Genomic DNA, 15,732 nt, shown 5'->3' on the forward strand with positions numbered 1-15,732 from the left:
AGAGGAAAGTAAAAAAATTATTAGTCATATCAAAAAACTAGAAAATTAAAATATTTTCCCTGTTTCCTCATAATAGAAAAAAAGAAAATTTACCTAAAAAAACGTAGTTTGCCTGACGCATACTAACTTAGTGTTTTGTTTATAAACAGTTCCATTTACAGTGTCTCTCAGCTTGATATAGCTCTTCATATTAGATTTTTACAAAACTTTTCTTTTGTAAGCTGTTTTTTAAAAAAGTAAAATCAAAACTTTTATTCAGTTCGAATATTGTCATTATACTGGCTCGTTTTCCTTTTGTTTTACTTTGTAGAATTGCCTTCTCTTTTTCGACTTGTATATAAATACAACTTACTGGATACCACACAGAGACTAAAACTTACTTTTTTATTTTTCTGTGTGTTTTTTTACGACAATGCTTTTGTATTTTACACTTATTTGAGCTCACCTACTTACAAAAAAGCAAACCTAGTTTATCTCTCAAAGAATATTACAATAAATCTGTTGAATTAAATCAAGTTTTAATGAATTTAGGAGAACAGTAGATATGCATTGAAGATGAACTTTTTAATCCTTAATCTCAAGTAAGAGAAGTATTCTTTATCCTAAAATTATATTTTAGAGATCAGGAATATTCATTGAGCCTTCACTCACTAAAACCGACGATCCTCCAACTTTAATTTCTCTGACTTTTCCTTGTGTTTTTTTTGCAATTACCTCCAAAATACTCGGCCTTCCCATCTCAAAACCCTGTTCAACTCGCCAATTTAAGGTTGCATCGGAAATCTCCTCCCGGATAGCTAAATAGCCTCCTAACGCTGTTGCTGCTGATCCAGTGGCGGGATCTTCGAGGATTCCCATCGAAGGAGCAAACATCCGTGATCGCAGATCCGATCCTTCCCTTTCAGGATCAAAACAAAAAACGTAGACAGAAGGGGCCCAATGATTCGCCAAAATATGTTGCCAGCAATCACAGTTAAATTGAATATGTCCTAATGCCTCTCGGTTATGAAGGGGAACAAATAAAAAAGGAACTCCACAAGAGACTCCTTGGATAAAATATTTATCGTCTCGAAAATCAGCAATTTTTAACCCTAAAATTGAAGCTAATTCCATTACCGAGGGGGAGTTATCATTAAATGTTGGAAGTTGAGCAGCTTTCAATTCTGTATAAACTGGTTTTCCTCTTTCAAGTTTGATTGAAACAGGTACTAATCCTATCCCTTCTTCTAAAAGAATAGTCTGCTTTTCTTCAGAAATAGAAATCTCTCCAGTAAAGCTTAAAACATAGGCAGTTCCTATAGTAGGATGACCAGCAAAATTAAGTTCGGTTACAGGAGTAAAAATCCTGAGTTTTCTGGTTCCTTGGGAAGTTCGAGGCGGAAAAACAAAAACAGTTTCCGAAAAGTTGAATTCAGCGGCAATCTTTTGCATTTGTTGAGTGTTTAAACCTTGAGATTCTGGAAAAACAGCTAACTGATTTCCCCCAAAGATTTGATCAGTAAACACATCAGCTGTATAAAATTTATACTTCATTTTGGCTTAATTATTTCTATTTTATTCAATTAATTGGGATAATTTTGACTATTAAGGTATTTTCGGATTTATCAAACTCAATTTGATCTATTGAATACATAATATTTTCAGATTCATTTATCAACTCTTCCCAATCTTTCTCCACTATACTTGAAGTCTTAACAAAGCAGTTGGACTCCCCTAGATTCAACTCAATATTGTTCAAAGAAGATTTTTTACATTGGGTTATCTATTAACCTGTCTTTTTCAAAAATTTTGCGATAGTTATTCCAATCCCGAATCTAAATATTTCCGGTAAATTTTAAAAATTAGATTCGGTAACCTAGAATTGTTTGAGAATCGCTTGTCGCAGAAATAACTAACTCTACAAAATTTCACTTTTCCAAATTTACTGATGTGAATATATGTAAATTTATCGGAACAAAACTCAATTTATACTTACTTGCTAACAAATTAGCAAATAGACTTTGTCAAAAAAAAGTTATTGATTACATAAATTGTAAAGTTACTTGCATTTTTTATAGACATTTTTTATCTTAAAAACTCTGCAAAGCAAGCCTTTTAACTTGTGTTTCTTATTATGTTTTTACAACTATTCAAAATAATAAATTAATGCATTAAAATAAATAAAGAGTAAACTATTAAATTACTCGTTCGTACATAAGTTTTGCCTTCTAGATAAGAAGAAAAACCTTAAGATATTATAGTGATTGTTTTTTATGTTATAAACATATATAACTGCTCAATAGATTATTGTTCATTATATAATTAGTTTATGCTAAAAGCTGGAATCGTTGGACTTCCTAATGTTGGTAAGTCTACCCTATTTAACGCCTTAGTTGCTAATGCTAAAGCAGACGCAGCCAACTTCCCCTTTTGTACTATTGAACCGAATGTAGGAGTTGTCGCGGTTCCCGATGAACGTTTAGAAGTATTAGGCAAGTTATCTAAATCCGAAAAAATTGTTCCCACCCGAATTGAATTTGTGGATATTGCTGGTTTAGTCAAAGGAGCCAGTCAAGGGGAAGGTTTGGGAAATCAATTCTTAGCTAATATACGGGAAGTAGATGCTATTGTCCATGTAGTTCGTTGTTTTGATGATAATGATATTATTCATGTATCTGGTTCAGTTGATCCTACTAGAGATATCGAAGTCATCAACTTGGAATTAGCTTTAGCAGACTTATACCAAACGGAAAAACGCTTAGAACGAGTTCGGAAACAAGTTAAAGGGAAGAGAGAAGGACAAGAAGAAATACCTGCCTTAGAGAAAATTATCGCCGCACTTAATGAAGCAGTTGGGGCGCGTCACGTAGACTTAACCGAAGAAGAAGAAGAGTTGATTAAGTCTTTGGGATTACTAACAAGAAAACCCATTATTTATGCAGCTAATGTTTCTGAGGATGACCTAGCTACGGGGAATGACTGGGTTAAACAAGTTGAAAAAACAGCGAAAGAGCAAAATGCCAAAGTCGTCATTGTTTCTGCTCAGGTAGAATCGGAATTAGTAGAGATTCCTGGTCAAGAAAAAGCAGACTACTTAGAAGCATTAGGAGTGACTGAAGGGGGACTGCAATCTTTAATTAAAGCCACCTATGAGTTATTACAATTACGAACCTATTTAACCACTGGACCTCAAGAAACTCGAGCTTGGACAATTCACGCTGGGATGAAAGCTCCTCAAGCAGCAGGAATCATTCATACTGATTTTGAAAAAGGATTTATTAGGGCCGAAACGGTCGCTTATAATGATCTAGTCACCTGTGGAACCATGACAGCAGCTAAAGAAAAAGGGTTAGTTCGCAGTGAAGGAAAAGAGTATGAGGTTAAGGAAGGAGATGTTTTATTATTTAGATTTAATGTTTAATTATGATTTTGGAAAATAGTAATAATCATTTATATTACTTGAGACTAAATCGGTAATCGCATAATCCACCGGAGATTAGGTTTGAACAAGAACGAGAATTTAGGGGATCATATATTATTAATACACTCTACGGGGGGAAGCGGTCGCAATATGATCAAAATATAGACTTCTCAATCAGTAGAGAATAAACAATATGAGTAAATAGTGTGTAATTCTTGAAAAAGATTCAGAAATAGGATATTTTGTAGTTTGGTACTCAAAGTTACTAGAGTGTGCCTATTTTAGCTTTTTTTTAATCTTACAGATTCTTCCGAAAGTTAATTTAACTCTTCTCTCTTTTTTAAAAAATTTAAATATTTGTTGTCTATTATCAACTTCTTTTCTTATATTTCTTGAACAATCTATCCAGGAATTATTTTTCTAATGATTCTACCCAATCTGCAATTTCTTTAATTTCTTTAACTTTTAATTTTCTTGAATTTAAACATGAAATTCTTGCCTTTATTCTCCTTCTGGAGAGAATTTATTGATCGCAAGTCAATTTCGATAGTGCTTGTTTTGTTAATTCTGTTGGCTGAATTCTTAGGAAAGCTAGCATTTAGTGATCGCTCGTTTCTAACCACTCTTCGATTTTATCTTTATGTTTGTTTAAGTTCACTTACTCAGTGATTATCGATAGACTACTTTTTGCAACGGAACCAATTTTATAATTCACCATAAGTACCACCGAGAGCCTCCGGCTCTCAACTTCCTGAAATTTTCTGTTAACTGTGCTACGAAGTTTCTAGAAATACGTCGCGCTACAAGTAGCTGAGTTAATCGACAATGGGTGAAGTATATGATGAGAACCGAAGACAAAGTCAGAGAACTGATAGCCGAGAAACATTTCACGGATGAATAAAGTCCATGAAAAAATGATTAATCAAGCAATAAAAGCTAAATAAGCTTCTTCTAAAAATAAATCCAAAGAAACTATTAGAGAGTTATTGACCCAAGAGCGCCAATATGAAGAAGTAGTGGTTGAAAAAGTTCAATATCGAATTTTCTCAACAACCAGTATAAGGCGGGCATCGCCCACCTTACATCGCTTATTTAATCGATTGCTCTTATTTTCTGTGCCAAGATACCCTGGGTAAGATTTGTTCTTTATCAACCCGACCTTTATACTTCTGAGCGAAGTTCAGCAAAGAATCTAGGAGAGAATCAGATAAGTAATGGGGTTGCAATCCGAGATCAAGTAAATTAGTGTTTTTAGCGTTGAAATAGTGTTCTTCTAATTCTACCCTGGGGTTTTCTAAGTTATTAATCTCTACATTTAACCCTAAGGAGTTACCAGCTTTTTTAACCATCAGGGCTAAATCCATAATACTGAATAGTTCAGTAAACTGGTTAAATACTCGGAATTGACCAGCATCAGCCGGATGAGCGATCGCAATCTCTACACAACGTACCGTGTCCCGAATATCTAAAAATCCTCTGGTTTGTCCCCCTTTTCCATAAACTGTCAAAGGATGACCAATAGCTGCTTGAATACAGAAACGGTTCAACGCTGTCCCAAAAACTCCATCGTAATCAAGACGGTTGATAAACGTCTCATCCATCCTCGTCTCATCGGTAAGAACGCCGTAAACAACCCCTTGGTTCAAATCAGTCGCTCTTAAGCCCCAAATCTTACAGGCAAAGTGAATATTGTGGCTATCGTGGACCTTACTTAAATGATAGAAACTACCAGGTTGTTTGGGATAGGGTAGTGTATCCTTGCGTCCATTATGTTCGACGGTAATATACCCTTCCTCGATATCAATGTTCGGGGTTCCATATTCTCCCATGGTTCCCAATTTGACGAGGTGACATTCGGGAAAGTCTTCTTTAATCGCGTAGAGGATATTTAAGGTTCCTACTACATTGTTCACTTGAGTGAAAACCGCATGTTCACGATCAATCATCGAATAAGGGGCTGATCGCTGTTCTCCAAAATGAATGATCGCCTCTGGTTCAAACTGGCGTAGAGTTTTACTCAGGAAACCATAATCGGTAATGTCGCCCACAAACAGATTGATGCCATTCCCCGTCAAATCCTTCCAGCGTTGGATACGCTTTTGAATTGGGGCAATGGGAGTCAAGGTATCTACCCCTAATTTACTATCCCAATATCGCCGACTTAAATTATCGAGAATCCCAACCTCATATCCTTTGTTGGAAAGATATAACGCGGTTGCCCAACCGCAGTAACCGTCGCCGCCAATAACCAGAACTTTCATACTGACTCAATAAATTATTTTGCCAATTTTCGGTAAAAATACCAGATCTTGATGCTTTCTAAACCATTTGATCTTGATAATTTGTGCCTGATACAACAGTTTACCATCTTCTTTGAAGAGTATTCTTATGGATTGTGTTCATCTCCTAGGAAATTTGTTGTCTATCAACTTTGAGTGACAGCTCCGATTCTGAGTATAATGTTTCCCCTTTCAATGGAGGAAGGACAGGGAAAAAAGGCTGATGAAGACTAATTAACTGAGCTAAGATTTTCTTTAATTGAGTACGGGGAACAATCGCATCAACAAAGCCATGTTTGAGCAAATACTCAGAGGTTTGAAAGCCTTCAGGGAGTTTTTCTCGTAAGGTTTGTTCAATAACCCGTCGTCCAGCAAAGCCAATGGTTGCTTTGGGTTCAGCTAAAATAACATCCCCTAACATAGCAAAACTGGCCGTGACTCCCCCAGTGGTAGGATGCGTTAACACAGGAATATATAGTAATTGTTTGTCCCGATGTAATGCTAGGGCTCCAGAAATTTTCGCCATCTGCATTAAACTTAACATTCCTTCTTGCATCCGTGCCCCTCCCGAAGCACAGACAATGACAACGGGTAATCGTTCTTGGGTAGCATATTCAATTAAACGACAAAGTTTTTCCCCAACCACTGAGCCCATACTTCCCCCCATAAATCGAAAATCCATTACACCGAGAGCTAAGGGTAAACCGTCGACTAATCCCGTTCCTGTTTGTACTGCATCAATCAGTCCGGTTTTTTCCTGAGTATCTTTGAGCCGATCACTATAGGGTTTGCGATCAAAAAACTTTAGGGGATCAGTGGGTTTTAGATGTTCATTGAGGGGTTTCCAGGTCCCGTCATCGATTAACTGAGCAATCCGTTCGTCACTATCTACCCGCATATGATGACCACACTCAGCACAAACGAGTTGATTGGCTTGAAGATCTTTCGTATAAGTAAGAACATCACAGGCAACACATTTAGTCCATAATCCATCAGCAATTTCCCGTTCTTGTGTTTTTTGAATAATGGGTTCAGATTTTTCTCGGTTAGCAAACCAGTCTAATAGAGACATATAAATTTCAGTAATTAAATTAACTAATAAAGTTGTGATCTACTGTAGACTTAATCTTCTTCAGGTAAACTTAATAATAACAAAGCCGTCCACTGATTAGGAGGACGAACTTGTAGGTTAGCTTGAGAACTCTGGCCACAATAGACCCGAATACCAATTTCAATTACACGACTCGATATATCATACACGACTAACCTTTGCTGCACATAACCTTCACTGCATTAACTCAGCTTCCCAACGAGAACTAACAATTTTTACTGTAATTTAAAATACAGAGCTTATTTTATCAGGAGTCATTAGTCTTTAAAAGTTAATCTTTGACCTTAACGAAATAATATAATGAGTAGTTAGATATAAATAAACGACGCTATGTTAGCGCGAGTTCGTCGAGATTTAAAAACACTTTTCTTTTTCTCCCACTTCGCGGAGCATCTTAATAATCCTATTGTTCCAAGTTTGTTTGATCGACTAATTGTTGTGCGGGCTGTTTAGGAGACCCATTTTCAATAAATGGCAATGTTCTCCGTCTTCCGCCCCATTGCTAATAATACCATCATATTTTCTCAAAAAATAGCTAAAATCGCTCCGATACATAGGTTTATTCAAGGAAAAATTGTTTCCGACAAAAGTTTAATAACCGAAAAACTAAAGCCACCAATCACAACAATTGCATCAATTGCCAATTGTTGTGATTGGTGGACAAGGAAGTTATCATGTTGGTGTTGATAGATATAGTAAAATAACTAGAGATTAAGGAAAAAGAGTTTTGAGCAAGATTAGTATAACTCTTGGAAAACTCCATAAGGGTGTGACCGATAGCAGATATACTTGATGTGATGAAACAAGTTAATGCTCAATTGGCTCATACAAGGAACCCCCTTAAATAAGAGGTTAAATAGCTTAAAAATGCTTATCAAAAAAAAATATATCTTAGTTAAATTAAGAGTGAATATACTTTTTTTTAAAAAAATATAAACAAAGAATAAAAAGTTCAATTAAACCAGGTATATAAAACGTCACCAATTTTTCCGACAAGGTATCAATAAAAAGAAAAAGGGACCTGAGAAAATTTACAAGGAAAACTCATACTGGATATCAGGACTATAGGAATTAGATGACTAGTATTGTATATTGTCGCCAAAAAACCGTGGAATAATCAGGCATGGAATTGTGGAAATTATTGCCTATTTTGACTCAGGAATAACTAAAGCAAAACAGGTATTAATAACAATAAATTTCAGTAAAATTTGGAGTTTATACTCCACTAGTTGATTCTAAATTAGAAGTTTAGCATAATCCAAATTCCCAACACAGCTCCACTGATTTACGTCCTTAAGTAGGGAATATTTGACGTCTACCAACCCAAAATAACGTCAAATTCTAATCTCAACACTAACCTTGATTCCGTTAAAACTCTAGATAAGGTCATGGCACTTAATCAATTAAGGACGGGGCGATTAACTAACTACTCAAAAGAGAGTAACCCACATTGGCTGAGCAAAACCGCCAAGAGATCCGAAAAAACACTGGTCTGGTTACTACTCCTACCAACGGATAATGCATTTAATATAGAAGAGAAGTCCGACACCAACTACAAGGACCTGACAATTATGTTAATTCTAACACTGGAACATTTTCGGAGTTTCCTCGTTAATGACAACGTTCATAACATTTTTCTCAATGATATGGGGAGTCGAGCAAGGAAAGTCTTTCTTGCGAATGATGAATATAACGTTAATAAAACTACTAACATGCATAAGTGCCGAAAGCTGAGACAAACCAAACAATAATAGCAAATAGTGGCGATTAATTAATAAGTTTATGAGAGGATTAACTATAATTAAATTTCTTAAGTTTGTCAGATAGCTTAATCTTGCACTATCTTGCACTTGTCCAGAGTTTTTATGGAAGGAAACCCAATATTATCTCTTAACACTAGATATAATCAGAGCTTATAATGAAGAGACGACGCAGCATTTAGGAGTAGCGATCATGGTCAGAATTCTTAAACTTGCTCAATTAACCTCCGAAGAACTTGCTGCCTTGCACCGACGAGCAGAAGTTGATGTCGATCAGATGCTGCCTATTGCTAAGCAGGTAATTGATGCGATCGTCCAAACTGGAGATGCCGGAGTGATTAAATATGCCCGTAAGTTCGACTATCCAGAGGCATCGGTAGAGAACATTAGGGTGACAGAAGCGGAATTTGCCCAAGCACGGGGGTTAGTTGAACCAGATGTTAAAACTGCTGTTGAACAGTCATTTCGCAACATTCAAGCTGTTCATCAAGGACAAATGCCAAAACCGATACATCTAGCTGAAATTGATAACGGCATTTTTGCAGGAGAAAAAATTACCCCCATTCCTAGGGTAGGATTATATGTTCCTAGGGGTCGTGGGGCGTTTCCCTCAATTATGTTGATGCTGACCATTCCGGCTATGATAGCAGGGGTAGAAAAGATTGTAGTTTGCACTCCTCCAAATAAACAAGGGAAGGTAGAACCCATTTCCTTACTGGTGGCCGAAATGGCTGGGGTTAAGGATGTCTATAAACTCGGTGGAATCCAAGCATTGGGAGCAATTGCCTTGGGAACTGAAACTGTCCCTAAAGTCGATAAACTTATCGGACCGTGTAGCATTTACGGAGCGGCTGCTAAACGCATTTTAGTCGGTAAAGTAGATGTGGGACTTCCTGCAGGACCGAGTGAGGGTATTATCTTAGCTGATGAAACTACTGATCCTCAATTAGCTGCTGTGGACTTATTAATTGAAGCTGAACATGGTTCGGACTCGGCAGCATTATTAGTTACCCACAGTGAAACGGTTGCTCAAAAAGCCCAGAAATTTGCCTTAGAATATCTCGAAAAACTTCCTCAATGGCGCAGAGAATTTTGTAAAAATGGATTAGCTGCTTATGGGGGAATTGTATTAACTTCAAGTTTAGAAGAATCAATTCAGTTTATTAACGATTATGCCCCCGAACATTTAGAAGTATTGGTAGCAGATCCCTTCAGTTTACTGGGAAAAATCAATAATGCTGGGGAAATTTTATTAGGAAAATATACTCCCTCTTCGGCTGCTACCTATGCTATTGGCGTTAATGCCGTATTGCCCACAGGAGGCTTTGCCCGGTCTTATTCGGCTGTATCCGTGTTTGATTTTCTCAAACGCTCGACAGTAGCTTATTTAACGTCTGAAGGCTTTGATAAAATCAAACAAACCGCTCAAACTTTAGCTAGTTACGAAGAGTTTCCCGCCCACAGAATGGCGGTTGAAGAACGAGAAAACCTTTTATAAGTCTTCAATTCCCAGAACAGCGAGGAAACTTAAAGTTAACTCGGACCGTCAACAAAATCATAACGTTACCCGATCTCGTCTTGATAGAGTAACGCTATTGATTGCAATTATGTTTTGCTCTTGTCACCAAATATTCTAACTTCCGTCAGGACAAACCCTTACCACATACCCCGAATAGGATCCGTTTCTACCGGTTCAATTACAGAATTGTTAGGCGCCAAAGGCGGTAAGCTAACATCAGGACGATCCCAATCAACGTCGGTTCTTTCAATGAGGGCTACTTCCCTTAAGTCTAGACGAGAAACCCATGCGGGCATGGCATAATCATAGAGCAACTTGAATTCCTCTACATCATCACTGAGGATAACCCATTTGTTATCAACTATTTTCATGATTACGTCAGAGCCAGCCACCAAGGTTGGCCAACGCTTAGGAAGACGAGTAGTGATACGCCACACCTCATCATCCCCAATTTGAACATAGGGAGGAGATATAGTTTGTACTTGAGCTACATCACCAGTCACACCCCGGATACGTCCAATAGCATAGTCTTCAAATTTGAACTTAACCCAGTCTTGTTGATAAACTTCGATAGGATCTTCGAGCTCATGACCGCGCAATTGACTAATCAAAATTTCGCCCTTAGTGGGTTCTGCTTGCACAGGAGCAATAGATAAAGCTGACATGGCAGCTACTGCTAATCCTGCTAATAAATGGGACTGTTTAAAAAACACGATAACCTCACTCCAACTAAATTTTATGGGCAAATTATCCGTAGACGCCTATCAGCATAATTCAGTTCCTTAGAATAGACCTCAAAATTTAAAGATAAATTTATAAGTCTTTGGCATCAATCCTGGAATTACCGGAAAGTTTGTCTAATCTTTAAGAATTTAGTCTAGTTTTGAGGGTTTCTAAATATTGAGATATATAATCATTGACCTGTCCAAAAAAAGTTGAGACAATGTCACGCCATTGAGGTATTCTCCCTAGAGAAAATATACCATCAGAAGACATCCGAGTGATTTTCTTTCGAGAGTTCAATAATTTGTTTTCGTCAGTTTTTGTGTTGGATTCTATTTTCCCCTCTTCAATGGTTGTGTCTTGACTACGTGATAGTTTTCTCTCCCCAAGAGAAAGTTCAGAAAACTCTCCCGGTGCTTCAGGCACAGCAACGGAGTAGTCTGAGATCGTCGTCATTTTTTCCGGGGTTGATAAAGGATCTTCGTCCGAAGGAGTGGTTTCTTTGTTAGAAGGTTTCACCTCCTGTGTAAGAGCTTCTTCAACTAGAGGACTAGGATCGATTTTAGCCTTATAGTTAGGATCAACGATAGATCTGACAAGTTCAGCCGAGAGTTCTCCTCGAACTAATTTAGACAGAGTATCTTGACCATTTGGTTTATAGGTAATAAGTCGAACTGTATTGTTGAAGGCATTGTTCACTAGATTTCCTTGTTCATCAAGAAATTCTAATTGAACCCAGTTCGTTCCTTCCTCAAACCCCTGAATATAAATAGCTTTCCATGTATCAACCAAAAAACTTTCCCCGTTAATGGTTACTCTAATACGCCAGTCAGCCACTTTATCATCGGCATTTTCTTGTGCTACTAAATGTAACGGAGCATTGGTTAGGTAAAAATCTAACATAATTGGCTGTGCGCCATAAATTCCCCTAGGACGACTGTAGGTGAGGAGGGGAAGAGACATATCTGGAGCGTTGTCTTCCGTTTTAGTTAAAATATAAAATGTAGTCTGATCATAGGCTCCATCGTTTTTGAAGCTTTCATGCCAAGGCCTTGAGGCAAACACCCGTAGTGTATGGGTTCCTGGAGTTAGATTTTCTAAAATAATCGGTTCATCGAGACTGTAAATTGCTCGATAGGGTTCATTGTCGAGAATTAGATGAAGATGGGGGCCAAGTCCTAACTCAGGGTCTTTGAACAGGGGATAGTCTTTGACATCGAGTTTGACAACGATGCTAGGCTCAGAAAAAACGCGATCATTTTCGGGACTAATAATGTCAACTTGGGGCTGATATTGATCTAGAGTTTTGTATAATTCTTGGATAACGGGTGGAGGGGATACTTCTGCCAGTTTCTTGGTGACGATAGCTTCAGAAAGCGGTTCTAATAAAGATTGGGATGTTTCTAGGTGATCTTTACAGCTGATTAATCCCCAGCTAAGGAAGAGTATAAGGAACGATAGGCAAAGGGACTTTATGAAAAGTGATCGCTTTTTAAACCAAAACACAAGGGGTTTCTCCTTAGACTGTAGCAGTTTATCTGTTAAGACTTGAGATTGTGTTTTTCTTGTATGACTAAGATACACACAACATTACATTAATGAGTGAATGATAACTCGGTTTTAATCTTAACCCTAAAGTTTGATCTCAATACAAGTTTTTGCTGGTTCTATGGATGTCGTAATTTTTACTTAGAATAGGTAACCTAATTTATGGCACTCTACAGGGGTTAAACTCAAATTACATTCGAGAACATAAATAGTTAATATAGTTCTTGTTCTTGCATCATAATTAACTGTTCAAAATGTTATAAGTTTTATTGTATATTGCAACCCATTTTAAAGAACATTTTAAAAAATATAGAAATTTGATCTATTTAATATAGATTTAACTTATACAGATAGCATTGATATTGTTTATGAAAGTAATTCTAGTTTCAAATATCAATAATCACAGTAAATAATGATAATTATACAGGTATAAAAATAGACTAAAACCATTAAAAATATCTACTAAAAATAGAAATTATAGTTTAAATTAAGCCAAAAAAGTAGATTCTGACTACTTTGTATAATTGTTTTGGTAAAAAAAACAATAAGAAAATGAGCGTAATCAGAAAATTGATCACTATTATCTATCATCGTTCTTACAAAAAATTGGCTCTTTTTTTAAGAGAGACAGACTTTCTTACTTCTTCGCAGATAACCTAATTATTGAAAACTCTTAAGAACTTCAAAAAAAGCAACATAGTTGGATTACATTTTATTTAGTTAATTTTTACCTATACTTAAGTACCTTTTTCCTTAAGAAACAGAAAGAACATATTAATTTATAATTAACAGATGCTAAGTTAAAAATTACAAGTCTCGAGAGAAGTTAATTATCAGATACTTTAATTCAATTTTTAAGGTTATCTCTTAATGATCTGATAGTTACAATAATTTAGCCAAGGCAGTCCCCAAAAGTATTTTTAAGAAAACTTAGATAAAAGACGTTAATTAACGTAACACAAATTTAACTTTAATTACTCAAATAAAGGAATGCACAATTTTTAAAGAAAAGTTGATTTAAATGATTTAAAGCTGTCTACTTATGCACTGAGTCATTAGCAAAAATAACTACTATGTCTATTTCTTTTGATTTGTAGTTTTTAAAACTTTAATCTGCCTCTTTATCTAAAGAAATAGACATAGTAGTTATTTTTCTATAAAACTATATAAAACATGGATCTATTATCGCCCTTACTTTTATTCGTTTCGATCTCCGGACCTTTTGGTAAAAGAGTTAATAGTTCTTCCTAGGGTTAACTAGATTTTTTTAAAAAATCTTAGATGATTGTTGGCTATTATAAGTTGTTTAATCATTTTCTGAGAGGGATTTAAAATATTTTGTATCTTCTTCATTCCAAGTTCTTTAAATTTCTACTTCTCATAAAATAAGACCACTATTCTTCTATTTATTACTTAAATAATTCATCTATAAATTACTTTCGCAACTGTATTTTCTAAAAAATTTACCCAATCTGTAATTTTTTTTATTTTCCATCCTCCCACATTTAAACATAATATTCCTGCTCTTATTCTGGAGGGCATTTTTGAATCACTCTTTTCTAACTACTTTTCTATTTCGCACTTATTAAATTTAAACTAATCAAGAGCTAACTTAGTCGTATTTTTACTTAGATATTGAGGATAACGACAGCATTCCTAAATTTAAATGTCCCCCAAAATAGTAGCTATCATGAGGGAACAGAATAATGACAAACGTAACCAATTAACTAAATTGTACGTTCATCAATGACCTTATCAATCAGACCATATTCTTTAGCTTCTTCTGCTGACATATAATAATCTCGGTCTGTATCTTTCTCTATTTTCTCAAGAGTTTGTTTAGTTTCATCTGCTAAAATTTGATTGAGTTGACGACGAATTCGCAAGATTTCATTGGCTTCAATTTGAATATCTGTAGCTTGTCGTCTTCCTGTTCCCCCCATGGGTTGGTGTATCATAATACGAGCATGAGGAAGGGCTAAACGTTTTCCTGAAGTTCCGGAAGCCAATAAGAACGCTCCCATCGAAGCGGCTAACCCAACACAAATGGTAATCACATCAGATTTAATGTACTTCATTGTGTCGTAAATAGCCATCCCTGCAGTGACGGAACCCCCAGGAGAGTTGATATACAAATAAATTGGTTTACCGGCATCTTCTGAATCGAGGTATAACAAAAAGGCGACGATGCGATTCGCTAAACTGTCAGTCACTTCCTGACCGAGAAAAATAATTCTTTCCTGACTCAGACGGGTATAAATGTCAATCCATCGTTCGTATTGACTACCAGGAAGACGATATGGAACACTAGGAACACCAAGAGGCATAAGCGATTAATTCAAAGGTAAAGGTGAACAACAATTGACTAAACAGTAGTTAAAGGTTTAGGCAATTCTTTGGAATTTTCTAAGACCCGGTCAATTAAGCCATATTCTTTCGCGGCCTCAGGGGTTAAATAGAAAGTGCGATCAGTATCTTTAGAGATTTTCTCTACAGGTTGCCCCGTATTTTTAGAAAAAATCTCCAACATGGTTTGTTTGTTAGACAACACTTCTTTCGCCCGAATTTGAATATCGGTAGCCTGACCCCTAGCTCCTGATCGGTTTTGGTTGAGAACAATGGTAGAGTGGGGAAGACTTGCTCGACAACCTTTAGTTCCTGCTGAGAGGATCATCGCTGCTGTTCCCATGGCCTGGCCAATACAAATGGTGTGGATGGGAGGCTTAACATAATTCATGGTATCGCAAATGGCAAAGGCTTCTGTCTCAAAGCCAATAGCGTCTCCGGTATGCCAAGAAGTACCCGTAGAGTTGATGTAAAAGTAAATGGGCTTATCTGGATCATCAAACTGTAAATACAACAGTTGAGCGATAATCAATTGAGTGACATCAATTCCGACTTGTTGTTTTACGTCATCAGAAGAAAATAGAGGCATTCCCAGATAAATAATACGTTCTTTTAGTATTAGGGATTCTAAATCAGGGGGAGGCGTTCGGAAATTAGTGTCTCCGTAGTAAGCAGATTGAACGGCTTTGATCTCCATTGGTCGATTGTTAGTTTTGTATGTTGATAGTCCCATTGCTTGGGATACATAACACCACGCATGAAGATTAGGGAGTAGCTAAAAGTAATAAACTTGTACATATATCCAAGCCTTTTGCCCTTTGCCTGACTCGTAGTGGTATTATGGCTTCCGCCTCTGATTCTAACTTACTTCAGGGATAGACCGTCGTTGAACTCACCTTATTTTTAAAATATTAGCTTGAAACATAATGAGTAAAAAAAAATATAGACAATAACTTTAATCACCTCTATAAGTTTTTATGGATTAATTTTGTCTGGAATTTAAACTTAAAATAGAATATTGATTTTTGTATTATGTCTTAATTTAT

Annotated in this window: 10 protein-coding genes; 2 read left to right on the plus strand and 8 right to left on the minus strand. The window is 36.3% G+C overall.

What is annotated here, in order from left to right:
• Nucleotides 1-615: 615 nt before the first annotated feature.
• Nucleotides 616-1,533, minus strand: coding sequence for a PhzF family phenazine biosynthesis protein (locus P3F56_RS06595; RefSeq protein WP_281152117.1), 918 nt, complete (start codon nt 1,531-1,533; stop codon nt 616-618).
• 775 nt (nt 1,534-2,308) lie between these two features.
• Between P3F56_RS06595 and ychF the strand changes: the two genes are divergently transcribed.
• Entirely contained in the window at nt 2,309-3,400 is a 1,092-nt protein-coding gene (ychF, locus tag P3F56_RS06600) for a redox-regulated ATPase YchF (RefSeq protein ID WP_281152118.1), read from the plus strand.
• A gap of 1,106 nt (nt 3,401-4,506) precedes the next feature.
• Here ychF and P3F56_RS06605 read toward each other — a convergent pair.
• The 3 genes from P3F56_RS06605 to P3F56_RS06615 form a co-directional block, all read right to left on the minus strand.
• Complete coding sequence (locus tag P3F56_RS06605; protein WP_281152119.1) at nt 4,507-5,661, minus strand: NAD-dependent epimerase/dehydratase family protein; 1,155 nt, start codon at nt 5,659-5,661, stop codon at nt 4,507-4,509.
• Between the two features lie 145 nt (nt 5,662-5,806).
• Nucleotides 5,807-6,751 (minus strand): acetyl-CoA carboxylase, carboxyltransferase subunit beta, encoded by a 945-nt coding sequence (gene accD, locus P3F56_RS06610; RefSeq protein WP_281152120.1) that lies wholly within the window; start codon nt 6,749-6,751, stop codon nt 5,807-5,809.
• Between the two features lie 50 nt (nt 6,752-6,801).
• Entirely contained in the window at nt 6,802-6,957 is a 156-nt protein-coding gene (locus P3F56_RS06615; RefSeq protein WP_281153805.1) for a hypothetical protein, read from the minus strand.
• A 1,786-nt stretch (nt 6,958-8,743) separates the two neighbouring features.
• Here P3F56_RS06615 and hisD point away from each other — a divergent pair.
• Nucleotides 8,744-10,048: a histidinol dehydrogenase gene (hisD, locus tag P3F56_RS06620; protein WP_281152121.1), complete on the plus strand. Its 1,305-nt coding sequence runs from the start codon at nt 8,744-8,746 to the stop codon at nt 10,046-10,048.
• Between the two features lie 158 nt (nt 10,049-10,206).
• Here the strand turns inward: hisD and P3F56_RS06625 are convergent, their stop codons facing one another.
• From P3F56_RS06625 to P3F56_RS06640, 4 genes are all read right to left on the minus strand, one after another.
• Nucleotides 10,207-10,782, minus strand: a complete 576-nt coding sequence (locus P3F56_RS06625) for a hypothetical protein (RefSeq protein ID WP_281152122.1) — start codon at nt 10,780-10,782, stop codon at nt 10,207-10,209.
• Nucleotides 10,783-10,933: 151 nt separating this feature from the next.
• Complete coding sequence (locus P3F56_RS06630; RefSeq protein ID WP_281152123.1) at nt 10,934-12,298, minus strand: hypothetical protein; 1,365 nt, start codon at nt 12,296-12,298, stop codon at nt 10,934-10,936.
• A gap of 1,769 nt (nt 12,299-14,067) precedes the next feature.
• Nucleotides 14,068-14,667, minus strand: a complete 600-nt coding sequence (locus P3F56_RS06635) for an ATP-dependent Clp protease proteolytic subunit (RefSeq protein ID WP_281152124.1) — start codon at nt 14,665-14,667, stop codon at nt 14,068-14,070.
• Between the two features lie 38 nt (nt 14,668-14,705).
• Nucleotides 14,706-15,383, minus strand: coding sequence for an ATP-dependent Clp protease proteolytic subunit (locus P3F56_RS06640; protein WP_281153749.1), 678 nt, complete (start codon nt 15,381-15,383; stop codon nt 14,706-14,708).
• Between the last annotated feature and the right edge of the window lie 349 nt (nt 15,384-15,732).

The organism is cyanobacterium endosymbiont of Epithemia clementina EcSB (assembly GCF_029919255.1).
Classification (GTDB): Bacteria; Cyanobacteriota; Cyanobacteriia; order Cyanobacteriales; family Microcystaceae; genus Rippkaea.